This is a genomic window from Spirillospora sp. NPDC000708 (assembly GCF_040299565.1).
Lineage (GTDB): Bacteria > Actinomycetota > Actinomycetes > Streptosporangiales > Streptosporangiaceae > Spirillospora.
Window position 1 is genome coordinate 33,991 of sequence record NZ_JBEPCJ010000041.1, and the last position, 26,534, is coordinate 60,524.

24 protein-coding genes and 1 pseudogene are annotated in these 26,534 nt (G+C 74.6%); 15 read left to right on the forward strand and 10 right to left on the reverse strand.

Annotation, left to right across the window (positions count from 1 at the left end; all coding sequences use genetic code 11):
* Nucleotides 1–4: 4 nt before the first annotated feature.
* Entirely contained in the window at nt 5–964 is a 960-nt protein-coding gene (locus ABT299_RS27035; protein WP_387033020.1) for a cyclase family protein, read from the reverse strand.
* Complete coding sequence (locus ABT299_RS27040) at nt 964–1,959, reverse strand: fumarylacetoacetate hydrolase family protein (protein WP_387033018.1); 996 nt, start codon at nt 1,957–1,959, stop codon at nt 964–966. The genes ABT299_RS27035 and ABT299_RS27040 overlap by 1 nt, the downstream gene beginning before the upstream one ends.
* Before the next feature lie 357 nt (nt 1,960–2,316).
* Between ABT299_RS27040 and ABT299_RS27045 the strand changes: the two genes are divergently transcribed.
* The 4 genes from ABT299_RS27045 to ABT299_RS27060 all read left to right on the forward strand — a co-directional run bounded on the left by ABT299_RS27045 (nt 2,317) and on the right by ABT299_RS27060 (nt 8,058).
* The gene (locus tag ABT299_RS27045; protein WP_347257152.1) at nt 2,317–2,691 is read left to right on the forward strand and encodes a BlaI/MecI/CopY family transcriptional regulator; all 375 of its coding nucleotides are present in this window, start codon (nt 2,317–2,319) and stop codon (nt 2,689–2,691) included.
* Nucleotides 2,692–2,902: 211 nt separating this feature from the next.
* A complete protein-coding gene (locus ABT299_RS27050; protein WP_500252438.1) occupies nt 2,903–5,695 on the forward strand; it encodes a bifunctional glycosyltransferase/CDP-glycerol:glycerophosphate glycerophosphotransferase in 2,793 nt (930 codons plus the stop codon).
* Nucleotides 5,696–5,741: 46 nt separating this feature from the next.
* Nucleotides 5,742–6,920 carry a hypothetical protein gene (locus tag ABT299_RS27055; protein WP_500252415.1) on the forward strand — a complete coding sequence of 393 codons (1,179 nt, stop codon included), beginning with the start codon at nt 5,742–5,744 and terminating at the stop codon, nt 6,918–6,920.
* A complete protein-coding gene (locus tag ABT299_RS27060; protein WP_500252416.1) occupies nt 6,901–8,058 on the forward strand; it encodes a lysylphosphatidylglycerol synthase transmembrane domain-containing protein in 1,158 nt (385 codons plus the stop codon). Before ABT299_RS27055 ends, ABT299_RS27060 begins: the two co-directional genes overlap by 20 nt.
* A gap of 59 nt (nt 8,059–8,117) precedes the next feature.
* On the opposite strand, the pseudogene ABT299_RS27065 reads toward ABT299_RS27060, so the two are convergent.
* Nucleotides 8,118–8,723: pseudogene (locus ABT299_RS27065) on the reverse strand (phosphatase PAP2 family protein); the annotation flags it as partial.
* 105 nt (nt 8,724–8,828) lie between these two features.
* Nucleotides 8,829–9,992 carry a glycosyltransferase family 4 protein gene (locus tag ABT299_RS27070; RefSeq protein ID WP_500252417.1) on the reverse strand — a complete coding sequence of 388 codons (1,164 nt, stop codon included), beginning with the start codon at nt 9,990–9,992 and terminating at the stop codon, nt 8,829–8,831.
* Between the two features lie 50 nt (nt 9,993–10,042).
* Between ABT299_RS27070 and ABT299_RS27075 the strand changes: the two genes are divergently transcribed.
* Nucleotides 10,043–10,873, forward strand: a complete 831-nt coding sequence (locus ABT299_RS27075) for a PIG-L family deacetylase (protein ID WP_500252418.1) — start codon at nt 10,043–10,045, stop codon at nt 10,871–10,873.
* A 208-nt stretch (nt 10,874–11,081) separates the two neighbouring features.
* Here ABT299_RS27075 and lipP1 read toward each other — a convergent pair whose 3' ends face one another.
* Nucleotides 11,082–12,035, reverse strand: coding sequence for a LipP1 family hormone-sensitive lipase (gene lipP1, locus ABT299_RS27080; protein WP_500252419.1), 954 nt, complete (start codon nt 12,033–12,035; stop codon nt 11,082–11,084).
* 2 nt (nt 12,036–12,037) lie between these two features.
* A complete protein-coding gene (locus tag ABT299_RS27085) occupies nt 12,038–12,796 on the reverse strand; it encodes a glucose 1-dehydrogenase (protein ID WP_387033009.1) in 759 nt (252 codons plus the stop codon).
* A 110-nt stretch (nt 12,797–12,906) separates the two neighbouring features.
* Here ABT299_RS27085 and ABT299_RS27090 point away from each other — a divergent pair, with 110 nt between their 5' ends.
* On the forward strand, nt 12,907–13,527 hold the full coding sequence (locus ABT299_RS27090) for a PadR family transcriptional regulator (RefSeq protein WP_190866730.1): 621 nt from the start codon (nt 12,907–12,909) through the stop codon (nt 13,525–13,527).
* Here the strand turns inward: ABT299_RS27090 and ABT299_RS27095 are convergent, their stop codons facing one another.
* Nucleotides 13,528–15,111, reverse strand: coding sequence for a FadD3 family acyl-CoA ligase (locus ABT299_RS27095; RefSeq protein WP_500252420.1), 1,584 nt, complete (start codon nt 15,109–15,111; stop codon nt 13,528–13,530). It abuts the gene before it with no gap.
* 116 nt (nt 15,112–15,227) lie between these two features.
* Between ABT299_RS27095 and ABT299_RS27100 the strand changes: the two genes are divergently transcribed.
* Nucleotides 15,228–15,752, forward strand: coding sequence for a flavin reductase family protein (locus tag ABT299_RS27100; protein WP_500252421.1), 525 nt, complete (start codon nt 15,228–15,230; stop codon nt 15,750–15,752).
* Here the strand turns inward: ABT299_RS27100 and ABT299_RS27105 are convergent.
* Nucleotides 15,742–16,392, reverse strand: coding sequence for a PadR family transcriptional regulator (locus tag ABT299_RS27105; RefSeq protein WP_387033004.1), 651 nt, complete (start codon nt 16,390–16,392; stop codon nt 15,742–15,744). The genes ABT299_RS27100 and ABT299_RS27105 overlap by 11 nt on opposite strands.
* 101 nt (nt 16,393–16,493) lie before the next feature.
* On the opposite strand from ABT299_RS27105, the gene ABT299_RS27110 reads away from it, so the two are divergent.
* Nucleotides 16,494–17,636 carry an LLM class flavin-dependent oxidoreductase gene (locus ABT299_RS27110; protein WP_190866722.1) on the forward strand — a complete coding sequence of 381 codons (1,143 nt, stop codon included), beginning with the start codon at nt 16,494–16,496 and terminating at the stop codon, nt 17,634–17,636.
* Nucleotides 17,633–18,367: a glucose 1-dehydrogenase gene (locus tag ABT299_RS27115; RefSeq protein WP_500252422.1), complete on the forward strand. Its 735-nt coding sequence runs from the start codon at nt 17,633–17,635 to the stop codon at nt 18,365–18,367. Before ABT299_RS27110 ends, ABT299_RS27115 begins: the two co-directional genes overlap by 4 nt.
* 14 nt (nt 18,368–18,381) lie before the next feature.
* Here ABT299_RS27115 and ABT299_RS27120 read toward each other — a convergent pair whose 3' ends face one another.
* On the reverse strand, nt 18,382–19,287 hold the full coding sequence (locus tag ABT299_RS27120) for a tyrosine-protein phosphatase (protein WP_500252423.1): 906 nt from the start codon (nt 19,285–19,287) through the stop codon (nt 18,382–18,384).
* Between the two features lie 100 nt (nt 19,288–19,387).
* A complete protein-coding gene (locus tag ABT299_RS27125) occupies nt 19,388–20,176 on the reverse strand; it encodes an IclR family transcriptional regulator (protein WP_387032999.1) in 789 nt (262 codons plus the stop codon).
* A gap of 147 nt (nt 20,177–20,323) precedes the next feature.
* Between ABT299_RS27125 and hsaA the strand changes: the two genes are divergently transcribed.
* The 6 genes from hsaA (at nt 20,324) to ABT299_RS27155 (ending at nt 26,349) form a co-directional block, all read left to right on the forward strand.
* Nucleotides 20,324–21,544, forward strand: coding sequence for a 3-hydroxy-9,10-secoandrosta-1,3,5(10)-triene-9,17-dione monooxygenase oxygenase subunit (hsaA, locus tag ABT299_RS27130; protein WP_241756413.1), 1,221 nt, complete (start codon nt 20,324–20,326; stop codon nt 21,542–21,544).
* Entirely contained in the window at nt 21,541–22,029 is a 489-nt protein-coding gene (locus ABT299_RS27135; RefSeq protein ID WP_500252424.1) for a flavin reductase family protein, read from the forward strand. Before hsaA ends, ABT299_RS27135 begins: the two co-directional genes overlap by 4 nt.
* A gap of 13 nt (nt 22,030–22,042) precedes the next feature.
* Complete coding sequence (locus tag ABT299_RS27140) at nt 22,043–23,743, forward strand: FAD-binding protein (protein ID WP_500252425.1); 1,701 nt, start codon at nt 22,043–22,045, stop codon at nt 23,741–23,743.
* A complete protein-coding gene (locus ABT299_RS27145) occupies nt 23,740–24,888 on the forward strand; it encodes a 3-ketosteroid-9-alpha-monooxygenase, oxygenase component (RefSeq protein WP_500252426.1) in 1,149 nt (382 codons plus the stop codon). Before ABT299_RS27140 ends, ABT299_RS27145 begins: the two co-directional genes overlap by 4 nt.
* 2 nt (nt 24,889–24,890) lie before the next feature.
* A complete protein-coding gene (locus ABT299_RS27150; protein WP_190866708.1) occupies nt 24,891–25,121 on the forward strand; it encodes a hypothetical protein in 231 nt (76 codons plus the stop codon).
* A 115-nt stretch (nt 25,122–25,236) separates the two neighbouring features.
* Nucleotides 25,237–26,349 (forward strand): NDMA-dependent alcohol dehydrogenase, encoded by a 1,113-nt coding sequence (locus ABT299_RS27155; protein WP_500252427.1) that lies wholly within the window; start codon nt 25,237–25,239, stop codon nt 26,347–26,349.
* Nucleotides 26,350–26,534: the final 185 nt, after the last annotated feature.

A 26,534-nucleotide genomic window follows, 5' to 3' on the forward strand; every position in this document is an offset into this window, starting at 1 on the left:
GACCTCACTTCACCGCGATGGGATTGACGGGGGCGCCGACCGCGCCGGTGACCGGGATCGGCCCGGCGGCCAGCCAGAACTCGTGCACGCCGTCGGCCGCGCAGTCGGCCGCGAGCGCGTCCAGGTCCCACAGCTCGCCGATCAGCAGGCCCATGTTCGGGATCGCGACCTGGTGCAGCGGCTGGAACGCGTCGTCGAACTCGTTGGGCCGCACCTCGAACCCCCACGTGTCGGTGGCGATCGCGGCGATCTCGGTGCGGTGCAGCCATCCGGCCGTGGTGAACGACAGGCCGGGTGCGGGACCGCCCGCGTAGTCGCCCCAGCCGTCCCGGCGCGCGCGTGTGAGCTGCCCGGTGCGGACGCAGACGATGTCGCCGCGCCCGACCGTCACGCCGTGCGCGTCGATGGCCGCCTGGAGATGCTCCTCGGTGATGGCGAAGCCGTCGGGCAGCTCGCCGTCCTCGCCGGCGACGCGCCCCACGTCCAGCAGGACGCCGCGCCCCGCGACCGGAGCGGCCATGTGCTCGATGCCGGTGACCAGGTCGCCGTCGGACGTGACGACCTTCTCCGCCGGGCGGCCGTTCCACGCCTTGCCGTGGTCGAAGATGTGGCCGAGGCCGTCCCACTGCGTGGAGCACTGCAGCGGCATCGCCACCACGTCGTCCGCGCCGCCGATGCCGTGCGGGAAGCCCTGGTTGCCGAGCGCCGCGTCCGTCCCGGTGTCCAGCATCGTGTGGACGGGGTTGGTGCGGCGCCGCCAGCCCTTCTGCGGGCCGTTCATGTCGAACCGCTGCGACAGCGAGAACGACGCGCCCCGCCGGACCAGCGCCGCGCCCTCGCGCCGCTTGGCCTCGTCGATGAAGTTCACGGTGCCGAGCACGTCGTCGTCGCCCCAGCGCCCCCAGTTGGAGTACTTCGCGGCGGCCTCGGCGATCGCGCCTTCGGGGTCGGTGCGGTCGAGCATCACGCGTCCTCCGCGCCGGCGGATTCGGCGACGCACCGGTTGCGCTGCGCGCCGAGGCCCGTGATCGAGCCCTCCATGACGTCGCCGGGCCGCAGCAGCCGCCCCCAGTGCATGCCGTTGCCGGCCGGGCTGCCGGTCAGGACCAGGTCGCCGGGCAGCAGCCGGACGGTCCGCGACGCGTACGCCACCAGCCGCGCCACGCCGAAGATCATGTCCTTGGTGGACTCGTCCTGCATGACGTCGCCGTTCAGCCGCAGCGTGACCCGCAGGTCGCCGGGGTCCTGGACGAACGCGGAGGGGACCAGGTACGGGCCGAGCGGGGTGAACGTCGGCGGGTTCTTCGCGCGCAGCCAGTCCGTGCCGATCTCCGGCATGTCCCGGCGGAACACCGCCTCGCGCGCCGTCAGGTCGTTGGCGATCGTGTAGGCCGCGACGTGCTCCAGCGCCTCGTCCGCCGGCACCCGGTACGCCGGGCGGCCGATCACCGCGGCCAGTTCCAGCTCCCAGTCCGGCTTCTCGCACCAGCCCGGGATCACCACGTCGTCGTAGGGGCCCGTCACCGAGGAGGGCAGCCCGATGAACATGTACGGCCGGTCCTCGGCCGCGCGCCGGTCCATCATCGCGGCCGTCTCCTCGCGCACCTGCTCGGCGGGCCGCCCGCCCTCCGGCTCGTGCGCCACCGCGAGGTCGATGACGTGCGTGCGGTAGTTGGCGCCCGACTGCAGGATCTGCCGCGGCTCGACCGGCGCGTGCACCGCCAGCCCGTCGAGCGGCAGCCGCTCGCCGCCCGACTCCGCCGCGGCGTGCAGCAGCGGGAGGGCGTCGTCCCAGCTCTCCAGCAGGCCGCGGGTCGTGGCCCCGCCGCCCGGCAGGCCCGGGACGGTGCGCAGGTCCAGGACCCGCCCGTCCTGGACCAGGCCCGCGAACCGCGGGCCGCCGCCGCTGGAGAAGGTGCCGACCGCGAAGGGGCCGGACGGGTGCGCGTGATCTTCCACGGGGTGTCCTCTCGATGTCCGCCTTAACCTTGGGGCAACCAGGGCTGATCTGGGAAATCGATTCCTCGTATGGCTTTCATCGACCGCATGGATAGGTGACGCGTGAACCTGGGAGCGGCTGTTCACCGGCCGCGCCGACTTCGACCCGGCCACCGAGGGGCGCGAGTTCACGATTGGCTCCGCGAGACCGCCGCACGCGTCGCCGCCGGCCTGACCGCCCTCACCCCGAACCCGGAAGCCGGGGGCGCGGCCGCCGGTGAGCGACACCAGGCCGGCGCGTGACATCATGCCGCGTGGACGGGCGGGGGCGGTCCTTCTACTATTGACGTAGTAAACCCGCTGCGGGGGCGAGGCATTGTGAACGAGGACGACCGGGGGCGGCGCCCGGCGGGCATGCTGGAGGACGCCGTGCTGGCCGTCCTGTGGGACGGCGCGCGCCCGATGAGCCCCGCCGACGTGCAGGCCGTGCTGCCCGGCGCCCCCGCGTACACGACGGTGATGACCACGCTGGCGCGGCTGGCCCGCAAGGGGCTGGCGAGCCGCGAGCGGGAGGGGCGCGGGTTCGTGTACTCCGCGGCCGTCGACGAGGCCGGCCACACCGCCGCCGCGATGAACGAGCTGCTGCGCCGCCGCCGCGACCGCGCCGCCGTGCTGGCCCGGTTCGTGTCCGAGCTGGCGCCCGAGGACGAGGAACTGCTCCAGCGGCTGCTGAGCGAGGGCGGCGAGGGCTGAGGCCCGGCCCCGCGGGACAGGGGCCTTGATCGCCCGTCCGGACGCGCCGCCCGCCGTCGCGGCGAAGGGCGACCGGTCGGGGAGTTTCCGCCCGGTCCGGGGTATATCCCCAGGCCGGGCGCGGTGCGCCCGGCGCTTACGTTCCGATTACCCGCAGGCTCTTACTATCGCGATAGTAGGTGCTGGCCGAGGAGCGAGGGCGGTGGAGCCGATGCCACCCGAACCCGACGTGACCGTCGTGGTGATCGTCTACAACGACGCGTCGCGGCTGCCCCGCGCCGTCCGCTCGGCGCTCGGGCAGTCGCTGCCCGGCGTGGAGGTCGTGATCGTCGACGACGCGAGCACCGACGCGACGCCCGCCGTCGCCGCCCGGCTGGCGGCCCGGAACCCCGGCCGGGTGCGCGCCTTCACCCTCCCGGTGAACTCCGGCGGCTGCGGACGGCCGCGCAACATCGGCCTCCGGCACGCCAAGGGCCGCTACGTGATGTTCCTCGACAGCGACGACACCCTCGACCCGCACGCCTGCCGGAACATGGTCGCCGCCGCCGACGACTCCGGAGCCGACCTCGTGTCCGGCCGCTGCGTCCGCGTCCTGCCCGACCGCGAGCACTCCTGGTACGCGCGGCTCTACCGGGAGAGCGCCGTCTACGACGACATCCTGGACAACCCCGACCTCCTCTACGACACGCTGGCGACCAACAAGTGCTACCGGCGCGAGTTCCTCGACCGCGCCGGGCTGCGCTTCGCCGACCGGCTGCACTACGAGGACCTGCTCTTCAGCGCCGAGGCCTACCTCGGCGCGAACCGGATCGCGGTCATCCCGCACCGGGTCTACAACTGGCTGGTCGACCCGCGCGGCGGCACCCTGTCGATCAGCAACCGGCGCGCCGAGCTGAGCAACTTCGCCGACCGGCTGGAGATCCACCGGCGCATCGACGCGGCGCTGCGCGCGCGCGGCGCGGACGAGATCGCGCTGGTCAAGGACGTCAAGTTCGTCAACCACGACCTGCTGCTCTACCTGCGCGAGCTGCGCAGCCGCGACCCCTGGCACCGCGAGGCGTTCGTCGGGCTGGCCCGCCCCTACCTCGAACGGCTGGACGACGCCGTGTTCGAGGCCGCGGACAAGATGCCCGCCATCGCCGCGCTGATGGTCCGCGAGCGCGACATCGAGGCGGCGATGGCCGCCGCCGACCACGCCCCGAAGGGCGGCGGCCGGCCCGTCCTGTCGATCGCCCCCGCCGAGCGGGACGGCCGGATCTACTGGACCGGCGACCACCTCGGCGCCGCGCCGGCCCGCCGCGTCCTCGACATCACCGGCCTCGGCGTGCACTCGGCGCCGCTGTCCGAGCTGGTCCTCGGCGGCCGGGTCACCGCGATGCGCCGGGACGGCAAGGCGCTGCGCATGTCCGGCACCGTCGTCAACCCGCTCGGCCGCATCCCCGAGGACGCTGAGCTCGGCGGCCGGCTGGAGATCCGCGACCGGCGGCGGCCCGGCCGGGCGTTCGGCGTCCCGGCGACCGTGCGGCGCGAGAACGGCCGGATCGCCTGGGAGACGGTCTTCTTCCCCGCCCAGGTGATCCGCCCGATCGGGCTGGTCGACCAGACGTGGGGCGTGTGGCTCCGGCTGACCGTCGGCGGCACCCCCGTCGAGGTGCGGCTGACGTCGGAGGGCACCGCGCACTGCGACCTCGCCGTGCCCGTCCGGCCGCGCCTGAGCCGCGCGGCGGGCGACCGGCTGGAGGCCTACGTCGCCGCGACCGGCGAGCTCGCGCTGCGGATGGCGGCCGGGCGCTGGCCCGCCCGCGTCACCCTGCCCGCGCTGCGCCGGGTCGCCCGCACGGGCGCCGGGCGGCGCTGGTGGCGCCGGTTCGTCCGGGCCGAGCGCGGGCTGCGCGAGCGGTTCGCGGCCCGCCGGACGAAGATCGCGGTGTTCAACCGGGTCCTGGTGCGGCTCCCGGTCAGCAAGGGCACCGTCGTGTTCGAGAGCCGGCACGGCGCCCGGTACTGCGGCGATCCCAAGTACGTCTTCCGGGCACTGCGCGACAGCGCCGCCCCGTACCGGGCGATCTGGTCCTACCGCGATGACCGGCGCGGCTTCCCCGACGAGGCGCTGCTGGTCAAGCGCGGTTCGTGGGCCTACTACCGGGCGCTGGCCCGCGCCGAGTTCTGGGTCGACGACCGGAGCCTGCCCGCCGGGCTGGTGAAGCGCCCGCAGACCACCTACGTCCAGATCCCGCGCGGGACGGCCCCGCCGCCGGACGAGCCGCCGGACGGGCAGGGCGCGCTCGCCGCCCGCGACCGCGCCGATCATCTCGTCGTGCGGTCCGAGCACGACGTCCCCGCGCCGGGCGGCGGCGCGGGCGCCGAACCGCTCCGGTCGGGCTGCCCCCGCAACGACCCGCTGGTCACCGGCGGCGACCCGCACGAACTGGCGGCGCTGCGGCGGCGGCTCGGGCTGAGCGGGGACCGGCGCTACGCGGTGCTGTACGCCCCGGCGCTGCGGACCGGCGACGGCGACCGGCCCGCGCGGCCCCTGGAGCTCGCGTTCCCGCTGGAACGGTTCGTCCGGGAACTCGGCGGGACGCACGTCCTGCTCGTCCGCCCGGCCGGCGGCGGGAGCGCGGTCATCCCGCCCGGCATGGACGGCACCGTCATCGACACGGCGGCCGTCCACGACGCGGCGCTCCTGATGCTGCTGTCCGACGCGCTGGTCACCGACGAGGCCCCGATCATGTTCGACTACGCGCTGCTGGACCGGCCGATGGTCTTCTACACTCCGGACCGTACGCGTCTCCGGACCGGCGGCCGGGGCCTCCCCGCCCCGGTGCCCGGACCGGTCGCCGAGGACGAGGACGGGCTCCTGACCGCCCTCGGCGACCTGGACGGCGTGCGGACCGGGTACGCCGCCGCCCGCCGCCGGTTCTCCGAGCTCCACGGCGAGTACGACACGGGCACCGCCGCCAAGGCGATCGTCGAGCGGTTCTTCGCCGGCGAGGGACGCTGATCGGCGACCCGCTGGTGTACTACCGGGTTTGTAGTAGAAAGAGACCATGCCGACCGCAGTGAACGCACCGCCCCGGACGGGGAGCGCCGACGGCGCCGTCCCCTGGGTGACGGTGGTCGCGCTGGCGTTCACCGCCGCGCAGCTGCGCTTCGTCCCGGCCGGCATGACGCTCGGCGCGGGCGAGGTCGGCAACGTGTGGCAGGCCCGCAGCGGCGACCCGGGCGCCTTCCTCGACGTGTCGCGCGGGCACGCGACCGTCGCGCTGGTCGCCCCGGTCGTCCAGGCGACCTCCTCCACCGCGGCGATGCGGATCTACCTCGCGGTCGCCTCCGGCGCGGGGCTGTTCGCCGCGCTGTGGGCGTGGCGGCCCCTGCACCGCCCCGAGACGCTGGCGGGCGCGGGCGTGCTGTTCGGCGGGCTGTGGGCGGCGCAGCTCTACGGGTCCCAGGCGATGCCCGACCTGTGGTGCGCGCTCGGGGCGCTCGCCGCGGCCGGATGCTTCCTGCGGGTCGCCCGCGACCGGCAGGACTACCCCGCGATGCTCGGGCTCACCGCGAGCCTCGCGCTCGTCGCGGCGATGCGGCCGTCGCAGGCGTTGTGGCTGGTCCTGCCGCTGTGCGCCGCCCTGGCCGTCGTCCCCGCGTGGCGGCACCGCGAGGCGGTCGTCAGCGTCCTGGCCGGGCTGGTCCTGGACATGACGGCGTGGCTCGTGCACGAGCACGGCGGTTCCGGGTCGGAACCCGTCCAGCGCGCCCAGCGCGCCGCGGCGCGCGGGTCGGGATGGGTGGACGGCTGGCCCGGCTGGTCGGGCGTCGCGGCGGTGGCGGTGTTCCTCGCCGTCGGCGGGCTGGTGGCCGCGTCCGGCGGGCGGCGGCCCGGCAACGCGCTGCTGCCGATGGCCGTCGCGGCGTGGATGCTGGTGCCGGGGGCGTTCGCCGGTCCCGGGACGGCGGCGGGCTTCCTGCTCACCGCGGGGGCGCTGGCGGCCGTGCCCGCCGCGGCCGGCTGCGTGCGGGCGCTCATCCGGGCGCGGCGCCGGCCGCTGGCGGCGGTGCTCACCGCCGGCTGCCTGGTCGCCCACCTGGCGGTGCAGAACGCGGCGCTCGACGCGGTGACCGACGCGGCGGCGGCGCCGGCGGGGCACGCGGCCGGGCAGGGCGCGCACGGGGCCGGAGCAGGGGACGTTCGAGCGGACGGGGCGGAGAGTGACACCTTCCGGAGCTGATCAGGACGCGGCCCGCGGGGGACCGGACGCCCCGGCGGGCCGCCGCCGCGCGACCCCGCGCACGCCCGGCTCGGCGCGCACACCCGGCTCGGCGCGCACCCCCGGTTCCCCGCGCGCGGTGCTCGCGGCCCTCGGACGGGTCCTGTCGGCAGAGGCGTCGGTGCCGCGCGTCGTGCTGGGCACCGCGGTCGCGGGCGCGGTCGTCGTCCTCGCGCTCATGCACCGGGTCGCGCTCGACGCGGGCGGCGAGAGCCTCATGGGCGCCGACCGGGCCTGGCTGCTGCTCGCCGCGCTCGCCACCGCCGCGATGTGGTGCGTGGGCACCGTCACCCAGCTCGGCTCGATGCCGGTGCGGCCTCCGGTCGGCCGGCTGTTCGCGGTGCAGGTCGCCGCGTCGTTCGCCAACCAGTTGCTGCCCGCCGGGTCGGGCGGCATCGCGATCAACGTGCGGTTCCTGCGGCGCTGCGGGCTGACCCGGGGCGCCGCGATGGGCTCGGTCGGGCTGAACTCGCTGGCCGGGCTGGTGACGCACCTGCTGCTGCTCGCGGTCGCCGTCGCGGGCGTCCCGTCCGCGCTCGGCATGCTGGGGGAGCGGCACTGGCCGCGGCCCCGGGAGGTCGCCGCCGCCGTCGCCGAGAACCCGTGGATCGAGGGCGGCCTCGCGGCCGCCGTCGTCGCCGCGGCGGTCGCGCTGGTGTGGCTGCGCCCGGCCCGCTTCGCCCGCGTCCTGCGGTCCCGCGTCGCGGCGGGCGGGCGGCAGTTGCGGCACGAGCTCGCCGGGCTCGGCACGGTCCTGCGGCACCCCGGGCGTGCCACCGCGCTGTGGCTCGGCTCGCTGTCCTCGCCGCTCCTGCACGGCCTCGTGCTGTTCGCGGTGCTGCGCAGCCTGTCCGTCCCGATCACGGTGACCAGCGTCGTCGTGGTCTACCTCGTCGTCTCCTCGGTCTCGGCCCTGGTGCCCTCGCCCGGCGGCATCGGCGGGCTGGACGTGGTGCTGGTCGCCGGGCTCGTGTGGGCGGGCGTGCCGTCGGCCGCAGCGCTCGGCGCGGTCGTCGGGTACCGGTTGATCACCGTCTGGCTGCCGCTGCTGCCGGGCGCCTGCGTGTTCGCCGTCCTGCTGCGCCGCCGGATCATCTGACCGCCCGCGCGGACCGTCCCGTTCCCGGCCCACACCAGGTCGGTCGCGAGGACCGCCGCCGCCGTCACCGCCATCCCGGCGAGGACGTCCAGCAGGAAGTGGTTGGCGGTCGCCATGACGACGAACGCGGTCGTCGCGGGGTACAGCGCCGCGAGCCAGCGCGCCCGGTGGCGGCGCAGGAGCGCGACCGCCACCGCCACCACCCACGTCGCCCACGCCAGATGCAGGGACGGCATCGCCGCGTACTGGTCGGCGGGCACCGGGCCGCCGTGCGTCGTCCCGAAACCGGCGAGCGCCACCGAGTCGGCGAACCCCGCGCCCGGCAGCAGCCGCGGCGGCATCACCGGCAGGACGAAGAAGACCGTCATCCCGGCGAGGTTCGTCAGGACGAGGGCGTTGCGCGCGGGCCGGTAGAGGTCCGGCCCGGCGATGTAGCACCAGGCGAGGACGGTCAGCGTGACGCCGATGTGCGCCCGCTGGTACCACTCCACGGACGCCCACGCCATGCCGTGATGCCCGGTCAGCCACCGGTTCAGCCCGAGCTCGACGTCCAGGTGCAGGTCGCGCTCCACGGCGAGGACGTCCCGGCCGTGCGCGAGCGCCGCACCGTGCCGCGCGTCGGCGAGCGAGCGCACGTAGTCGTAGACCTTCAGCAGCACCAGCACGATCAGCAGCTCGCCGACGAGCCACGGCCTCGTGCGGCGCGGCCTTCCGGCGGCGCGCGGGCCCGTGTCGTGCGCCGCGGGGCGCGGGAGCAACGCGCGGACGGTTCAGCCCACCCTTCTCTCGGGCCGCCCGTCGGGCGCCCTGTCCAGCCGTTCCATGGCCAGGCCGTACAGGTCCTCGGTGCGGCGCAGCACGCCCGGCCAGGTCACCGGCGGCTGGACCGCGCGGGCGCGGGCGGCCATCCGGGCCCGCAGCGCCTCGTCGGACGCCAGCCGGACGATCGCGTCGGCCATGGCGCCGTCGCTCGCGGCCAGCAGGCCGTCCTGGCCGTCGGTGACGAACTCCCCGATGCCGCCCTCGGTGCGCGCGATGACGGGCAGGCCCGCGCACCGCGCCTCAAGGGCGGCTATGCCGAACGATTCCAGTACGGCGGGGGCGACGAACAGGTCGGCGCGCCGGAACAGGGCCCGGATCCCGTCGCGTTCCAGCCGTCCGGGCAGCTCGACCCAGCCGGTCATGGCGTGCCGGCGCAGGTAGCGGTCGATGGAGCGGCGTTCGGGCCCGTCCCCGACGATCACCGCGCGCAGCCCGGCGGACGGGCCGAGCGCCGCCCGCGCCCGCCGCAGTATCCGCAGCAGGTGGTGCGGCCGCTTGCGCGGCGCCAGCCGCATGACGGCGACGACGAGCACCTCGCCCGGCGTGCGGGGCAGCGGATCGACCCGCCACTCCTGCGCGTCGATGCCGTTGGGCAGCACGAACACCGGGGCAGGTGAGACCAGGCGGCGCACCGGCTCGGCCGCGGTGTCGCTCACGGCCGTCCACACGGCCGGCAGTGCGGACCAGCCCGTCGCCGCGTCCAGCACCCGGAACGCCGGCTCCATGTAGGAGATCAGCGAGTGCACCGTCACCACGGTCGGGATCCGGGCGGCCAGCGTGGCGCCCGCGACGGCCAGCGGGGTGAACGGGCCCGCGTGCACGTGCACGACGTCGTACTTGCCGTACCGCGCCAGCCGCCGGCCCGCCACGATCCCGCCGGGGTTCAGCGTCGTCGGGAACGCCATCCGCTCGGTGGGCCGCAGCACGCGCGGCCCGTTCCCGTCCTCCCGCATCGCGGGGTCCCGGCGCCGGAGCCCGGCGGGGCGCGCCGACGAGGTGATCACGGTGACGTCGTGGCCCGCCTCCTGCTGCCGGGTCGCCAGATCATGGACGTGCATCTCCACCCCGCCCAGCCGCGGCAGGTAGTAGTCCGTCAGGTGCGCGATCCTCATCGCCGGGCTCCCCGCGCCGGGCCCGCGTTCCCCTCCGGCACACTTGACCGGTGCCGTACACGCTGGTGTCCTTCCACGCCCACCCCGACGACGAGGCGCTGCTGACCGCCGGGACCCTCGCCCGCGCGGCCGCCGGCGGCCACCGGGTCGTCCTCGTCATGGCGACGGTGGGGGAGGCGGGCCTGGCGGCGTCCGCCGACCGCGAGGACGGGCGGCTCGGCGAGCGGCGCGTCGCCGAGCTCCGCGACTCCGCCCGCGCGCTCGGCTGCGCCCGCGTCGAATGGCTCGGCTACGCCGACTCCGGCATGGCGTCCGATCCGTCGGGCGCCCCCGGCTCCTTCGCGCACGCCGACGTGGAGGAGGCCGCCGCGCGGCTGGCCGCGATCCTGGACGAGGAGGGCGCCGACGTCCTGACCGTCTACGACCCGGCGGGCGGGTACGGGCACCCCGACCACGTGCAGGTGCACCGCGTCGGCACCCGCGCGGCCGAGCTCGCCGGTACCCGCGTCGTGCTGGAGGCCACGGTGGACCGGCGGCTGCTGCGCCGCGCGCTCGCGCTGGTCGTCCGGCTGCCGGGCGTCCCCGCGGACTTCTCGCCGTCCCGGTTCGCCGCCGCCTACAGCGCCCCCGAGGCGCTCACCCACCGGGTGGACGTGCGGCGCTTCGCCCGCCAGAAGCGCGCGGCGATGGCGGCCCACGCGACGCAGGCCGGAGCCGACACGGGCGTCCGGACGCTGGCGGTGCTGCTCAGGCTTCCCCGGCCGGTGTTCCGCTGGGCGCTCGGCCACGAGTGGTACGTCGAGCACGGCCGGACGCCCGCGCGCCCCCTGCTCGACGACATCTTCGCGACCCTGCGCGACGCTCCCGGCCGGAGCGGCTGACACCGGCGGCACGGCCGCAGGCGTCGTCGCCATGGCCGACGCGGCCGGTCCCGGGCGGGCGGCGCACAGGCCCGTCACGCTCGCCCCCGTCACGGCAGCCCCAAGCCTCGTTCACGTACGCTTCCCTCTAATCTACTACAACCCACGTAGTAGATCGTTATCGCGGCAAAGCGCTGGTGCCGGGGGCGCCCTGAGCGGGGACGCGCCGCTACGTCCCGCCGGCCGCCCCGGTGCCGAGCGCGGCGCGGAGCGCGCCCGTGGTCAGCCGGCGTGCTTCGACGGCGGCCGGGAGCACGTGGTCGAGGCCGAAGACGCCGTGGAAGGCGCCCTCGATCCGGTGGACCTCGACGGGGACGCCGGCCTCGGCGAGCCGCGCCGCGTACGCCTCCCCCTCGTCCCGCAGGGGATCGCACTCGGCGGTGAGCACGAAGGCCGGAGGCAGGCCGGACAGGTCCGGGGCCCGCAGCGGCGAGGCGTACGGGTGGTCCGCGTCGGACGGGTCGTCCAGGTACTGCTCCCAGTACCAGCGCATGTGCGCCGCGGTGAGGAACTTCCCCTCGCCGTGCTCGCGGTAGGACGGGGTGTCCTGCCCCGCGTCGGTCACGGGGTAGACCAGCGCCTGGAACGCGATCGGCGGGCCCGCCCCGTCGCGGGCGGCGAGGCACGTGACCGCGGCGAGGTTCCCGCCCGCGCTGTCGCCGGCCACCGCGAGGCGCTCCGGGGCGCCGCCGAGCGACGCGGCGTTGGCGTGCGCCCAGGCGACGGCGGCCCGCGCGTCCTCGACCGCGGCGGGGAACGGGTGCTCGGGCGCCAGCCGGTAGTCGACCGAGACCACGATCGTCCCGGCACCGGACGCGAGGATCCGGCAGAACCGGTCGTGGCTGTCGAGCCCGCAGAGGGTGAACCCGCCGCCGTGGAAGAACACCGTGACCGGGTGCGGTGCGGCGCCGTCCGGCCAGTAGATCCGGACGGGCAGGTCGCCCTGGTCCGGGTGCAGGGTCCGGTCCTCGGTCCGGGCGACGGGGATCGGTTCGAGGTCGGGACCGGGCGCGGCGGCCAGCAGCCGCCGCGCCCGCGCCGCGTCGGTGACCTCGGCGCCGATCGGGGGGAAGCCCGCCGTCATCGCGGCGGCGATCTTCTGCGCGCGGGGGTCGAGCGGCATGGTCAGCCGGCCGCCTGCGCCATCATCACGACCTCGCCGGCGGTCCAGCCGCCGTCCACGGCCAGCTCGGCGCCGGTCACGTAGGCCGCCGCGTCCGAGATCAGGAACGACACCGCCTCGCCGATCTCCTCGGGCACGCCGACCCGGCCGAGCGCGGCGAGCGGGAAGCCGCCCTCGCCCAGGGTGGAGTGCTCGGCGGTCATCGGCGTGTAGGTCATGCCGGGGTGCACCGAGTTGACCCGGATCCGGTGCCGGCCGAGCTCCGTCGCGGCGATCTTGGTGAGGCCGCGGACGCCCCACTTGGACGCGCCGTACCCGGAGGTCAGCGGCAGCGCGGTCAGCCCGGCCGCGGAGGAGATGTTGACGATGGAGCCGCCGCCCGCCGCCCGCATCGGCTCGATCACCGCCTGCATGCCGAGGAACACCCCGAACAGGTTGATCCTCAGCACCTTCTCGAAGTACTCGGGGGACTCGTTCTCGATCAGCGAGTTGGACGCGATGCCGGCGTTGTTGACCAGCCCGTCGATCCGGCCGTAGGCGCCGAGCGCCGCCTCGGTGACGGCCCGCCAGCCGTCCCGCTCGGTGACGTCGTGCCGCACGAACAGGCCGCCGATCTCGGCCGCGGTCGCGGCGCCCGGCTCCTCCAGCAGGTCCGTGACGACGATCCGCGCGCCGTCCCGGGCCATCCGCGCGGCGGCCGCGGCGCCCAGGCCCCGGGCCCCGCCCGTCACGATCACTACCTTGTCCCGCAGTCCGGACATGTCCCTCTCCTCGCTCTGACGTGCGCTTTCTCTGCAGCGTATTCCAAATTGGAACATCAAGTGTCGGGGTGTGACGCGTCAGACCCCGGCGGGTGGCTAGGCTGGTCGCCATGGCGCGCCCCTCCGAACCGCCCGGCGAACGGCTGCCCGCGACCGCGTGGGCCGTGCTCGGCGTGCTGTCCTTCGGCGAGGCTCTGACCGGCTACGAGATCCGCCAGTGGGCCGAGCACATCCTGCGGTTCTTCTACTGGAGCCCCGCGATGAGCCAGATCTACACCGAGCTCAAGCGGCTGGAGCGCGTCGGGTACGCCGAGTCGCGGCTCGGCACCGCCGCCGACGGCCGGTCCCGGCGCGTCTACACCATCACCCCCGCCGGCCGCGACGCGCTCAGCGGCTGGGTCGAGCGGGCCCCGGTCGAGCCGCCCGTCCTCAAGCACGGGACGGCCCTGCGCGTGTGGCTCGGCCACCTGGCCACGCCCGAGCGGCTCCGCCAGATCGTGACCGAGCACCGCGACGACGCCCAGCGGCTGCTGGAGGAGGCGGAGTACTCCCGCTCGTACGCCGCGTCCGTGTCCGGCTGGGCCTATCCCGAACTGGTGGCGCGCTGGGCGACCCGCTACTACGCGGCCGAGCGCGACCTGGCCGACCAGATGCTCGCCGACCTGGACGAGTTGCTCGCCTCCGGGCGGGCCGTCCCGCCCGCGGGCACGCCCACCCAGGCCCCCGGCTGATCACGCCCGCTCCCGCAGGTCCCGCTTGACGACCTTCCCGCTCGCGTTGCGCGGCAGCTCGTCGACGACGTGGAAGTGCCGGGGCACCTTGAAGTTGGCGAGCCGCTCGCGCAGCCAGCGGGTCAGCTCCTCGCCGCCGACCGCCCCGTCCGCGCCGTCCCGCAGGACCAGGTACGCGGCGCCGACCTCGCCGAGCCGCTCGTCCGGCACCCCGACGACCGCCGCGTCGGCGACCGCCGGATGGCGGACGAGCACGCCCTCGATCTCCGCCGGGTAGGCGTTGAACCCGCCGACCACGAACATGTCCTTGAGCCGCCCCGTGACGGTCAGGTAGCCGCGCTCGTCGAGGCGGCCGCAGTCGCCGGTGCGCAGCCAGCCGTCCGCGTCGACCGCCCGCGCGGTCGCGTCCGGATCGTCCAGGTAGCCCTTCATCACGTTGTAGCCGCGCACGAGGATCTCGCCGGTCTCGCCGGGCGGCAGCGGCCGGCCGTCCGCCGCGGCGATCCGGATCTCGGTGCCCGGCAGCGCCGGGCCGGTGGTGCGCGCGACGGTCTCGGCGTCGGCGTCGACTGGGCAGACCGACACCACACCGGCCGCCTCGCTCAGCCCGTAGGCGGTGAACACGTCCGGCACGCCCAGCTCGGCGCGGATCCGGCGGACGAGGTCGACCGGCACGTCGGCCGCGCCCGTCCCCGCGAGCCGCAGCGCGTGCGGCGGCCGATCGGGCAGCGCCAGCAGCGACGAGAAGACCGTCGGCGGGCCCATCAGCACGGTGACCCGCTCCTCGGCCAGCCGCCGCGCCGCCCGCTCGGCGTCGAACACCGCCTCCGGCAGCATCGTGGCGCCGTTCAGCAGGCACGCGAGCACGCCCGCCTTGTAGCCGAACGTGTGGAAGAACGGGTTGATCAGCAGGTACCGGTCGCCCGGCCGCAGCGTGGCGACCGCGCTCCACGCCTCGAAGACGCGGAGCGTCTGGCCGTGCGTCGACATCGCGCCCTTGGGGCGTCCGGTGGTGCCGGAGGTGAAGACGATGTCGCACACGTCCTCGGCGCGCACCGCGTCCGCCCGCTCGCGCGCCTCGTCCGCGCTCACGGCGGCCCCGCCGGCGAGGTGGTCGGCCCAGCTCACGGCGGTGCCGTCGGGCTCGCCCGCCAGCAGCACGGTCAGCCTGAGATCGGGCAGGCGGGCGCCGGAGGCGGCCAGCATCGCCGGATAGTCGTTGCCGAGGAAGCCGCGCACCGTGAACAGCGCGGTGGCGCGGCTGCGGCGCAGGATGTCGGCCGCCTCGGCGGCCCGGTAGCGGGTGTTGAGCGGCACGAGCACCGCGCCCGCGCTCACCAGGCCCAGGGCCGCGACGATCCACTCCGCGCTGTTCGGCGCCCAGATCGCCACCCGGTCGCCGGGCCGGACGCCGGCGCCGGCCGCCGCCCGCGCCGCCGCCTCGACATCGGCGCCGAGCTGCGCGAACGTCCGGCGGACCGGGCCGTGCGCGGTCTCGGTCACCAGTGCCTCGCGGTCGCCGTGGACGCGGGCGGCGTGCCGCACGAGCGCGGGGATCGTGGCGGGGGCGGGGTGGGGTGGCATGTCGCTCCTTCGGGCCGGACGGGGGTGACCGGGCGCCTTGACATGGAACCACAGGGATGCTTCTAATCGGAATGTTTCTATTAGAAATATTTCGCTTCGGTGCATCAGGAGGACGCATGGCGGCGCACGCGACGATGGAGGAGACGGCGGGAGCGGAGGGGGCGGCGGGGCAGGTCGGCGCGGAGCGGATGCGCCGGGTCCTCGGCGCGTTCTGCACGGGCGTCGTGGTGGTCACGGCGATGGACGGGGGCGAGCCGGTCGGCATGGCCTGCCAGTCGTTCTCGTCGCTGTCGCTGGACCCGCCGCTGGTGTGCTTCTGCCCGGGCGCGGCGTCCACGACCTGGCCGAGGGTGCGCGCGGCGGGCCGGTTCGCGGTGAACGTGCTGGCCGCGGATCAGGGCGGGCTGTGCCGGGCGATGGCCGGCCGGGACAAGTTCGCCGGGGTGTCCTGGACGCCGGCACCGGGCGGCTCGCCGCTGCTGGACGGCGCGCTGGCGTGGATCGAGGCCGACGTCGAGCGGGAGCTGCCGGGCGGCGACCACTCCATCGTGATCGGGCGGGTCCGCGACCTCGCCGCCGTGCGGGCCGCGCGGCCGCTGCTGTTCTTCCGCGGCGGCTTCGGCCATGCGCTCAGGGGGTGAGCGGCCCGTCCTTCGCGGACTCGGCGGCGATCTCGTCCAGGTCGGCGAGCATCCGGCGGGTCAGCTCGCGCTCGGCCTCGTAGTAGCGCTGGGACCAGCGCAGCACCAGCTCGGGGTAGGCCCATTCGGCCACTTCGGCGGCGCCGCCGGCGTCGGCCGCCGCGCGCCGGCTCATCTTCTCGGCGTACTCGCCGTGCTGCCGGAGGATCTCGCGGAGCCGGGCCGGCTCCATCAGGTGGCCGAGCCAGGTCCGGAGCATGACCCCGTGCTTGAGGACGGGCGGCTCGACGGGCGCCTCGCGTGCCCAGCGCGACACCGCGGCCATGCCCTCCTCGGTGATGGCGTAGACGCGCTTGCCGCGGGTGCTCTCGGTCAGCTCGACGCGGGACGTCGCGTACCCGATCTTCTCCAGCCGCTTCAGCTCGCCGTAGATCTGGCTGTACGAGGGGCTCCAGTAGAAGAACTTGAGGCTCCAGTCGGCCCACTTCTTCAGGTCGTAGCCCGACAGCTCCTCGCCGAAGGAGAGCAGCCCGAGCACGGCCCAGCTGGTCGGCGGGAGGTTCGGCGTCGCGTCCTCCGCCGCCGCGTCCTTCGCCGTGCCGCCCTTTGCCGTGCCGCCATGCGGTGCCGTGTCGCTCACCCGGCCAGCGTAGCCGCCGCTATATGCCGGACGGTCATGTGGCGGCGGCGACATATATCTGTTAGGAATATTTCGAACCGGAACACTGGAGGTGCCCCCCGATGCAGTTCTCGATGATCTTCGAGGCCCAGCTGGCGAACCCGACCCCCGAGCGCGAGCGGCGGCTCCTGCTCGACAGCGTCGAGCAGGCCGTCTACGGCGAGGAGATGGGCTTCGACCGCGTGTGGGCCGTGGAGCACCACGGGCTCGAGCGCTACGCCCACATGACCGCGTCCGAGATCTTCCTCAGCTGGGTCGCCGCGCGGACGTCCCGCATCCGCATCGGGCACGGCGTGATCTGCATGCCGTTCAACTACAACCACCCCGTCCGGGTGGCCGAGCGGGTCGGGATGCTGGACGCGCTGTCGGGCGGCCGGCTCGACGTCGGCGGCGGGCGCGGCTCCACGCGCATGGAGATGGGCATGTACGGCGTCGAGCCGTCCGCGACCTACCCGCAGATGGAGGAGTCGCTGCGGTTCCTCGCCAACGCCTGGCGCAAGGACGAGGTGGACTGGCACACCGACCTGCTCGACGTCGGCCCGGCGAAGATCCTGCCGAGGCCCGTGCAGACCCCGCACCCGCCGCTCTACATGGCCTGCTCGAAGCGCGACACGGTCCGGCTCGCCGCCGCGCTCGGCGTCGGCGCGCTGGTGATGGGCTTCGCCGGTCCCGAGGAGGTCAAGGAGATGTACGACCTCTACTGGGACACCGTCCGGACGCGCACCCCGGAGCGGCTCGTCAGCACCGAGACCACCGACAAGTTCGTTGCGCTGTGCCCGACGACCGTGCTGGACGACGGCGACCGCGCCCTCCGGATCGGCGCGCGCGGCCAGCGGTTCTTCGCCGAGGCCATCGCGCACTGGTACGGCAACGGCCCCGCCCCCGCCGAGGACACCGAGGACGACGACAACATCGCCGCGCTCGCCCGCGACAAGGAGGCGCTGGTCGCCAAGCTCAACGAGGCCAACATCCCGGCCCGCCCGCAGGACACCGGCACCTTCAACGCCGAGCACGCCTACGGCACCGCGGACTACGCGATCGAGTACGTCCAGCGGCTCGCCGACATCGGCGTGGACGAGATCATGTGCCTGATCCAGATGGGCACCGTCCCGCAGGACGTGTGCATGGAGACGATCCGCCAGTGGGGCGAGACCGTCATCCCGCACTTCCGGGCCGCCGAGCGGACGGCCGGGTCCCGCGGATGAGGCTCGACGGGAAGGTCGCGATCGTCACCGGCGCCGCGCGCGGGCAGGGCGAGGCCGAGGCGCGGGCGTTCGCCGAGGCCGGCGCCCGGGTCGTGCTCACCGACGTGCGGGAGGACGAGGGGGCGGCGGTGGCGGCGTCCATCGGGGACGCCGCCCGCTTCGTCCGGCACGACGTGACGTCCGCCGGCGACTGGGATCGCGTCGCGGCCGTCGCGGAGGAGGCGTTCGGCGGCGTGGACGTGCTGGTCAACAACGCCGCGGTCTGGCGCACCGCCCCGGTCGCCGAGGAGACCCGCGAGAACTTCGAGGAGATCCTGCGGATCAACCTCGTCGGGCCGTTCCTCGGCATCCGGGCGGTGGTGCCCGCCATGCGCGCGCGGGGCGGCGGGTCGATCGTGAACATCTCGTCCACGGCCGGGCTGCGCGGCATCCGCGGCCACTCCGCCTACGGCGCGAGCAAGTCCGGGCTGCGCGGCCTGACCCGTTCCGCCGCGCTCGACCTCGCCGCCGACGGGATCCGCGTCAACTCCGTCCATCCCGGCGTCATCGACACCCCGATGATCGCGAGCATCGGCGTGGAGCGCGGCCCGGGCAAGGCGCCGCGGGTGCCGCTCGGCCGCGCCGGGGTCCCCGAGGACGTCGCGGGCCTCGTCCTCTTCCTGGCCTCGGACGCGTCCGCCTACATCACCGGCGCCGAGCTACCGGTCGACGGCGGCCTGACCACGGGCTGACCCCGCCCGCTCCGTCAGCGGGCGAGGAGGCGGTGGCGCAGGCGGGGCTCGGTGCGGGCGTCGAGGCCGAGTCCGGCGCGCAGGTAGCGGTCGAGCGTGCCGTACGAGCGCCGCACCTGGTCGAGCGCCGCGTCCAGGTAGTCGGCGCGGACCTCCTGGATCGGGATGAGCAGGTCCGGGTCCTGCATGTACCCGGCGGCCTTCAGTTGCGCCCGCGTGGCGGCGTCGGCGTCCTGCCGGTACCGGTTCGACAGGAGGTAGTCGTTCCGGGCGGTCTTCTCCGGGACGCCGAGCGCGCGCAGCAGCAGGTAGCTCATCCAGCCGGTGCGGTCCTTGCCGCTGGTGCAGTGGAAGGCCAGCGGCGTCCGCGACGGGCCTGCGAGGTCGCGCAGCGTCCGGCCGAACGCGGCCCGGGAACCGGCGTCGCTGACGAAGGTCCGGTAGAGCACGCGCATGGTCTCGGCGCCGCGCCCGCCGCCGAGGACGGCCTCCTGCCTCACCGGATCCTTCGACCTGATGGCCGCGTTCACGGCCGCGTACATGCCGCCGTCGGAGATCGGGCGCGCCGTCACGGCCAGGCCGGGCGGCAGCCGGTCCGCGCCGTCGCCCGCGACCTCGGCCGGCGTGCGGAAGTCCACGACCTCGCGGACGCCGAGCGCGGCCAGCGCGGCGAGGTCGGCGTCCGTCGTGCGGCTCAGCGCGTCCGTCCGGAACACCAGGCCCGGCCGGACGCGCGCGTGCGAGATCGTCCGGTATCCGCCGAGGTCGCGGAAGTTGACGGTGCCCTGCAGCGCGTCCTGCGGCGATGTGACCGCGCCGGCCGCCGCGGCCGGGACGGGTGCCGCCGCGACCGCGACGGGGGAGACGAGCAGGCCGCCGGCGATGAGCGCGACGGCGCCCGCGCCACGAATCGAAGGCATGGGGGTCCTCCTGGAAGGGTGGTGAGAGGTGGCTCACACCGTAGGAACCCCTGCCGAGCGCGCCCGCGCGCCTTCCCGATCAGCGGGAGACCACCGCCGGTCAGCGGCCGCGGCGGTGGGGCCCGGCGGTGAAGAGGGCGCGCCACACCTCGCGGGCGGTCGTCAGCAGCGGGGGGACGACGCGGCGCGCGTCCATCCGGGACGGCGGCCCGCAGACGGAGATCGCGGCGACCGCGCGCCCGGTCGCGTCGCGGAGCGGCGCGGCGACGCACGACACGCCCTGGTGCCCCTCCTCGCGGTCGAACGCGACGCCGTGGTCGCGGATGTAGGCCAGCTCGCGGCGGAGCGCGCCGGGGTCGGTGATCGTGAACCTGGTGCGGGCGGGCAGCCCGGCGGCGAGCGTCTCGGCCAGCTCGTCCTCGCCGGCGAACGCCAGCAGGGCCTTGCCGGCGCCGGTGCAGTAGGCGGGCTGCCGGCCGCCGAGCCGGGAGGGCACCCGCCCGTCCGGCACGTCGCCGATCTTCTCCAGGTAGACGATCTCGGGGCCGTCCAGCACGGCGAGGTGCACGAGCGCGCCGGTCGCCTCGTGCAGGCGGCGCAGGTGGGGGAGGGACGTCTCGCGCAGCCGGTTCTGGTGCACGGCGAGCGCGCCGAGTTCGAGCAGGCCGAGGCCGAGCCGGTAGCGCGACCCGGTCCGTTCCAGGGCGCGCAGCCGGACGAGCTGGTCGAGGATGCGGTGCACCGAGGAGCGGGGCAGCCCGGTGCGCCGGACCACCTCGCTCATCGACAGCTCGGGGCTCGTGCTGGTGAAGCAGTACAGGATGCGGGCCGCGCGGGCCAGCATCGAGGACTCCAGGGGCGGCGCGGACGCCGCGGCGGGTGCCGGCATGGGCTGTTCCTCCCGGCTTGTCTCCCGCTCAGCGGGAAGTTGGTATTTCTAATTGGAACACCATGCCTAGCGTGCACGCAACTCCCGGGTGAGCCGGATCACCCTGACCGGCCTCTCGGGGGACGGATGTCCGAGCAAGGAGCGAGCATGAGCGAAGCGAACCGGGGGGTGCGGGGGGTCGTCCCCCCGCAGGGGACCCGCATGAGCGAGCAGGTTCTGGAGGCGGTGCGCGACCTCGTGCCCGCGATCGCGGCACGGGCCGGCGAGGCCGAGGAGGCGCGCCGGGTCCCGGAGTCCACGATCAAGGAGCTGGCCGGGACGGGGTTCTTCCGGCTGCTGCAGCCGAAGGCGTTCGGCGGCCACGAGGCGGACCCGGTGACGTTCTACACCGCGGTCCGCGAGATCTCCGCGGCCTGCGGGTCCACCGGCTGGGTCGCCTCGGTCGTCGGGGTGCACCCCTGGCAGCTCGGGCTGTTCCCCGTGCGGGCGCAGGAGGACGTGTGGGGCGCCGACCCGAACACGCGGATCTCCTCGTCCTACGCGCCGACTGGGAAGATCACGCCGGTGGACGGCGGGTTCCGGGTCAGCGGCCGGTGGAGCTTCTCCTCCGGGTGCGACCACGCCGACTGGGTGTTCCTCGGCGGGCTCGTCCCCGGACCCGACGGCAACCCCGTCGACATGCGGACGTTCCTGCTGCCGCGCGCCGACTACCGGATCGACGACGTCTGGCGCACCATCGGGCTGCGCGGCACCGGCAGCAACGACATCGTCGTCGAGGACGCGTTCGTCCCCGAGCACCGGACGCTGAGCTTCACCGACACCTCCGCGTGCGACTGCCCCGGCCACGAGGTCAACAAGGCGCCGCTCTACCGGCTGCCGTTCGCGGCGGTGTTCTCCACGACGATCAGCATGCCGATCGCGGGCATCGCGCAGGGCGCCCTGGACGCCTACCTGAAGGCGACGCGCGAGCGCATCCGCGTCTCCTACGGCGGCCAGAAGGTGGCCGAGGACCCGCACGCGCAGGTCCGCATCGCCACCGCCGCGGGGGAGATCGACGCCGCGTGGACGCTGATGGAGCGCAACATCCGGGAGCTGACGGCGGCGGCCGAGGCGGGCCGGGAGTTCTCGCTGAAGCTGCGGCTGCGCACCCGCCGCGACCAGGTGATGGCGACCGCCCGCGCGATCCGGGCCGTCGACCTGCTGTTCGAGAACGCGGGAGGCCACGCGCTCAAGGAGGGCCACCCGGTGCAGCGCGGCTGGCGCGACGCGCACGCCGGGCGCGTCCACGCCGTCAACGACCCGGAGCGGGCGCTGACCCTGTACGGGCAGGGCGCGCTGGGCTTCGAGGTGACGGACACGATGGTATGAGCGGCCCGGATTCGGGAGCCGGGTTCCGGGACGTGCTCGGCCGCTTCGCGTCCGGCGTCACCGTCGTCACGTCGGTGGACGGCGGCGGGATCCCGGCCGGCCTCGCCTGCCAGTCGTTCGCGTCGCTGTCGCTCGACCCGCCATTGGTCATGGTCTGCGTGGCCCGCACGTCCACGAGCTGGCCGCGGATCGCCGCGACCGGCCGCTTCGCCGTCAACGTCCTCGCCGAGGACCAGCGGGAGGTGTGCCGGGCGTTCGCGGTGAGCGGCTCCGACAAGTTCGCCGGCGTCGGCTGGACGGCCTCGCCGCACGGCACCGCGCACCTTGACGGGGCGCTCGCGGCGATCGACTGTGCGATCGAGGACGTCCACGAGGCCGGCGACCACCTCATCGTGGTGGGCGCCGTCCGCGAGCTGCACGACCGGCGCGACCGCGGCCCCCTGCTGTACTTCCGCGGCGACTACGCCGCCGGCGCCTTCCACTAGCCGGAGAAGGAACATGGAACGAGAACACGAGTACGACGTCGTGGTGGTCGGCTCCGGCGCGGGCGGCCTCACCGCCGCGGTCACCGCCCGGGCGCACGGCCTGACCGCGCTCGTCGTGGAGAAGACCGACCGGTACGGCGGGTCCACGGCCCTGTCCGGCGGCGCGGTCTGGATCCCGAACAACCTCTACCTGGAGGAGGCCGGGCAGCGTGACACGCTGGAGAACGCCCGCGCGTACATGGACGCGACGGTCGGCGACCGCGTCCCCGGCGAGCGCAAGCACGCCTACCTGACGCGCGGCCCGGAGATGCTGCGGTTCCTGCACGACCGGACGCGCTGGGTGCGGTTCGCGTACACGCCGGGCTACTCCGACTACTACCCGGAGGCGCCGGGAGGGAAGCCGGAGGGACGGTCCGTCGAGCCGTGCATCGTCGACGGCCGCAAGCTCGGCCCCGAGTTCGCGAAGATGCGCCGCGCCGGGCTCCCCACCTACGGGCTGACGATGACCTCCGCCGACTTCGGCAAGATCAACATGGTCACCCGGACGTGGCAGGGCAAGCGGGCGTCCGCGCGCGTCGGCCTCCGCGCGGTCGGCGCCCTGCTGACCGGACGCCGCCTGCTGTCGCTCGGCGAGGCGCTGGTCGCGCGGCTGCGGCTCGCCCTCGCCGAGGCGGGCGGCGAGCTGTGGCTGTCCAGCCCGTTCCGGGATCTGGTGGTCGAGGACGGCCGGGTCGCGGGCGTCACGGTCCGCCGCGGCGGCCGGGACGTGACGGTCCGCGCGCGGCGCGGCGTCGTCCTCGCGGCGGGCGGGTTCTCCCACGACCAGGCGCTGCGCGAGCGGTACCTCCCGTCCCCGACGAGCACGGAGTGGACGCACGCCGCCGAAGGCCAGACCGGCGACACGCTCCGCGCCGGGCTGCGGCTCGGCGCCGCCGTCGACCTGATGGACAAGGTGTGGGGCGCGCCGTCCGTCCCGACCCCGGACGGCAGGCTGTTCTTCCTGGTCGCCGACCGCGCCATCCCGTCCATGGTGATCGTGGACGGGAACGGCGAGCGGTACGCCCGCGAGTCGCTGCCGTACCACGAGTTCGTCGACCGGATGTACGCGCACGGCGCGCCCGCGATGGACTCCTGGATGATCGTCGACGCGCGCGCCAAGGCCCGCTACGTGTTCGTCGGGCTGTTCCCCGGCCAGCCGTTCCCGAAGAAGTGGCGGGAGAGCGGCTTCCTCAGGTCCGGGAGCACGCCCGCCGAACTCGCCGCCGCGATCGGCGTCCCCGCCGGGCGGCTCGAAGCGACCTTCGAGCGGTTCAACGCGTTCGCGCGCGCCGGCAAGGACGCCGACTTCGGGCGCGGCGACAGCGCCTACGACAACTACTACGGCGACCCGACGCTGCCGAACCCGAACCTCGCGCCGCTGGAGAAGGGCCCGTTCTATGCGGTCCCGGTCGTCCCCGGCGACATCGGCACCAAAGGCGGGTTCGTCACCGACGCCGACGCCCGCGTGCTGCGCGCGAACGGGTCCGCCATCGAGGGCCTGTACGCCACCGGGAACTGCTCGTCGGCGGTGACCGGCGAGACCTATCCCGGTCCCGGCGCCACCATCGGCCCCGCCATGACCTTCGGCTACGCCGCCGCCACCCACATCGCCCAGCAAGCAGCCACCGTCGAGGCCGCCGGCGACGAGCCGGCCGCGCAAGGAGGCACGTCATGAACCACCGCGTCATCGAGGCCGCCCCGCCCCCGGAGCGGTTCGCCCGGGGCTGGCACTGCCTCGGCCTGGCCGACGCGTTCCGCGACGGCCGGCCGCACGCCGTCGAGGCGTTCGGTACCAAGCTCGTCGTCTTCCAGGGCGAGAACGGCAAGCTGAACGTCCTCAACGGCTACTGCCCCCACATGGGCGGCGACCTGACCCAGGGCACCGTCAAGGGCGACGCGATCGCCTGCCCGTTCCACGACTGGCGCTGGGGCGGCGACGGCAAGTGCGCCGGCATCCCCTACGCCAAGCGCGCGCCGCGCGGCGCCCGCACCCGCGCGTGGCCGGTGCTGGAGGAGAACAAGCAGCTGTTCGTCTGGAACGACCCGCAGGGCAACCCGCCGCCGCCCGAGGTGACGATCCCGCGGATCGAGGGCGCGTTCAGCGACGAGTGGAGCAACTGGACCTGGAACACGCTCCGGGTGGACGGCTCGCACTGCCGCGAGATCGTCGACAACGTCGTGGACATGGCGCACTTCTTCTACATCCACTACGCGCTGCCGACGTACTTCAAGAACGTCTTCGAGGGCCACGTCGCCACCCAGTTCTTCGACGGGACGTCCCGCGACGACGCCTACCTCGGGTTCGTCCCGGGCCCGCCGCAGAAGATCGAGCAGAAGTCCGAGGCCGCCTACTACGGCCCGTCCTACATGATCGACTACCTGTGGAACAAGGCGGAGGACATGACGGTCGAGACCGTCCTGATCAACTGCCACTACCCGATCAGCCCGACGTCCTTCATGCTCCAGTGGGGCGTGATCGTGAAGAAGTTCCCCGGCATGTCCGCCGAGGAGGCCGACGCGACCGCCGCGCAGGTCGCCGAGGGCGTCGGCCTCGGCTTCATGCAGGACGTCGAGATCTGGAAGAACAAGACCGCGATCGACAACCCGCTGCTGTGCGACCAGGACGGCCCCGTCTACCAGCTGCGCCGCTGGTACAAGCAGTTCTACGTGGACGTCGAGGACGTCACGCCGGAGATGACCGACCGGTTCGAGTTCGAGATCGACACCTCCCGCGCCGTCGAGACGTGGCGCGAGGAGGTCGCCGAGAACGTGGCGAACGGCGTGCTGTTCTCGACGGTCCCCGAGTCGATGCGGAGCTAGCGGTGCAGCCGGTCGAGTGCCGGGCGTGCGGGGCCCGCGTCCTGGTCGAGAAGAAGAGCCCGCCGCACACCAGCGTGCAGTGGACCGCCGCGGCGGGCGCCGCCTGCGGGGAGATCGCCCCGCGGGTGGCGGCCGGGGAGCCGGGCGCCCGCATCCGGCACTGCGGGGCGCTGCGCGCGTCCATCGAGTGGGCGGTCGCCGAGGGCCTGGTGCGGATCGAGAACCCGGAGTGAGGGCGGGGCGCGTCCGGCTCGCCGGGCGTGCCCCGCCCCGGCCCGCGCCCTTTCCGGGGACCGCCCGCGGGGTTACGTTGTGAGGTACCTCACTCACGGACCGGAGGTCAGGCGCGTGAAGACCAGGGCAGCAGTACTCGCGGGACCCGGCAAGCCGTTCGAGATCACCGAGCTCGACCTGGACGGGCCGAAGGACGGCGAGGTCCTCATCCGCTACGTCGCGGCCGGCCTGTGCCACTCCGACCTGCACCTCACCGACGGGGACCTGGTGCCGCGGTTCCCGATCGTCGGCGGGCACGAGGGCGCCGGCGTCATCGAGGAGGTCGGCACCGGCGTCACCAAGGTCGCGCCGGGCGACCACGTCGTGTGCAGCTTCATCCCCAACTGCGGGACGTGCCGGTACTGCTCGACGGGGCGGCAGAGCATCTGCGACATGGGCGCCACCATCCTGAACGGCGACCTGCCCGACGGCACGTTCCGCTTCCACAGCGGCGGCGAGGACTACGGCGCCATGTGCATGATCGGCACGTTCAGCCAGTACGCGACGGTCTCGCAGCACTCGGTGGTGAAGGTCGACGAGTGGCTGCCGCTGGAGACGGCGGTGCTGGTCGGCTGCGGCGTCCCGACCGGCTGGGGGAGCGCGGTGTACGCGGGCGGCGTCCGGCCCGGCGACACCGTCGTGGTGTTCGGCATCGGCGGCATCGGCATCAACGCCGTCCAGGGCGCCCGGCACGCGGGCGCGGCCAACATCGTGGCGGTCGACCCCGTCGCGTTCAAGCGGGACAAGGCCGTCGAGCTCGGCGCCACCCACGCGTTCGGCGACGCGGACGAGGCGCTCGCCAAGGTGATGGAGCTGACCTGGGGGCAGGGCGCCGACCAGGCGCTGGTGACCGTCGGCGTGGTGGACGAGGAGGTCGTCGGCGCCGCGTTCAACGTCATCGGCAAGGGCGGCACGCTCGTGGTGACCGGGCTCGCCCATCCGGAGAAGCTGACGATCCACGTGTCCGGCGCGGTGCTCACGCTCTTCGAGAAGACGATCAAGGGCACGCTGTTCGGGTCGGCGAACCCGCAGTACGACATCCCGCGCCTGCTGCGCCTGTACGACCAGGGCAAGCTCGACCTGGACGCGCTCGTGACGAAGCGGTACACGCTCGACCAGGTCAACGAGGGCTACCAGGACCTGCGCGACGGCAAGAACATCCGGGGCGTCATCGTGCACGAGCACTGACGCGCCGGCCCCGTCTGCCTACCGCCCCGCGACTCCGGCCGCGGGGCGGTCGCTTGCGCGCGGTGACGCGCGCCGCGGCCTCCCAGGTCGGTCGCGCCGCCAGCGCCAGCGGATTCGTTATTGGCGATACGCCAACAGCTATTGTCGTGCCGCCAAAGTGCGCCTAGAGTTCCGGGCAACGGACC

Excerpts from the sequence above, each read along its gene's own strand:
- ABT299_RS27035 (WP_387033020.1), bottom strand. The coding sequence starts at position 964 with ATGCTCGACCGCACCGACCCCGAAGGCGCGATCGCCGAGGCCGCCGCG.
- ABT299_RS27050 (WP_500252438.1), top strand. The coding sequence starts at position 2,903 with ATGCCACCCGAACCCGACGTGACCGTCGTGGTGATCGTCTACAACGAC.
- ABT299_RS27055 (WP_500252415.1), top strand. The coding sequence starts at position 5,742 with ATGCCGACCGCAGTGAACGCACCGCCCCGGACGGGGAGCGCCGACGGC.
- ABT299_RS27070 (WP_500252417.1), bottom strand. The coding sequence starts at position 9,992 with ATGAGGATCGCGCACCTGACGGACTACTACCTGCCGCGGCTGGGCGGG.
- lipP1 (WP_500252419.1), bottom strand. The coding sequence starts at position 12,035 with ATGCCGCTCGACCCCCGCGCGCAGAAGATCGCCGCCGCGATGACGGCG.
- ABT299_RS27085 (WP_387033009.1), bottom strand. The coding sequence starts at position 12,796 with ATGTCCGGACTGCGGGACAAGGTAGTGATCGTGACGGGCGGGGCCCGG.
- ABT299_RS27090 (WP_190866730.1), top strand. The coding sequence starts at position 12,907 with ATGGCGCGCCCCTCCGAACCGCCCGGCGAACGGCTGCCCGCGACCGCG.
- ABT299_RS27095 (WP_500252420.1), bottom strand. The coding sequence starts at position 15,111 with ATGCCACCCCACCCCGCCCCCGCCACGATCCCCGCGCTCGTGCGGCAC.
- ABT299_RS27100 (WP_500252421.1), top strand. The coding sequence starts at position 15,228 with ATGGCGGCGCACGCGACGATGGAGGAGACGGCGGGAGCGGAGGGGGCG.
- ABT299_RS27110 (WP_190866722.1), top strand. The coding sequence starts at position 16,494 with ATGCAGTTCTCGATGATCTTCGAGGCCCAGCTGGCGAACCCGACCCCC.
- ABT299_RS27115 (WP_500252422.1), top strand. The coding sequence starts at position 17,633 with ATGAGGCTCGACGGGAAGGTCGCGATCGTCACCGGCGCCGCGCGCGGG.
- ABT299_RS27120 (WP_500252423.1), bottom strand. The coding sequence starts at position 19,287 with ATGCCTTCGATTCGTGGCGCGGGCGCCGTCGCGCTCATCGCCGGCGGC.
- ABT299_RS27125 (WP_387032999.1), bottom strand. The coding sequence starts at position 20,176 with ATGCCGGCACCCGCCGCGGCGTCCGCGCCGCCCCTGGAGTCCTCGATG.
- hsaA (WP_241756413.1), top strand. The coding sequence starts at position 20,324 with ATGAGCGAAGCGAACCGGGGGGTGCGGGGGGTCGTCCCCCCGCAGGGG.
- ABT299_RS27135 (WP_500252424.1), top strand. The coding sequence starts at position 21,541 with ATGAGCGGCCCGGATTCGGGAGCCGGGTTCCGGGACGTGCTCGGCCGC.
- ABT299_RS27140 (WP_500252425.1), top strand. The coding sequence starts at position 22,043 with ATGGAACGAGAACACGAGTACGACGTCGTGGTGGTCGGCTCCGGCGCG.
- ABT299_RS27145 (WP_500252426.1), top strand. The coding sequence starts at position 23,740 with ATGAACCACCGCGTCATCGAGGCCGCCCCGCCCCCGGAGCGGTTCGCC.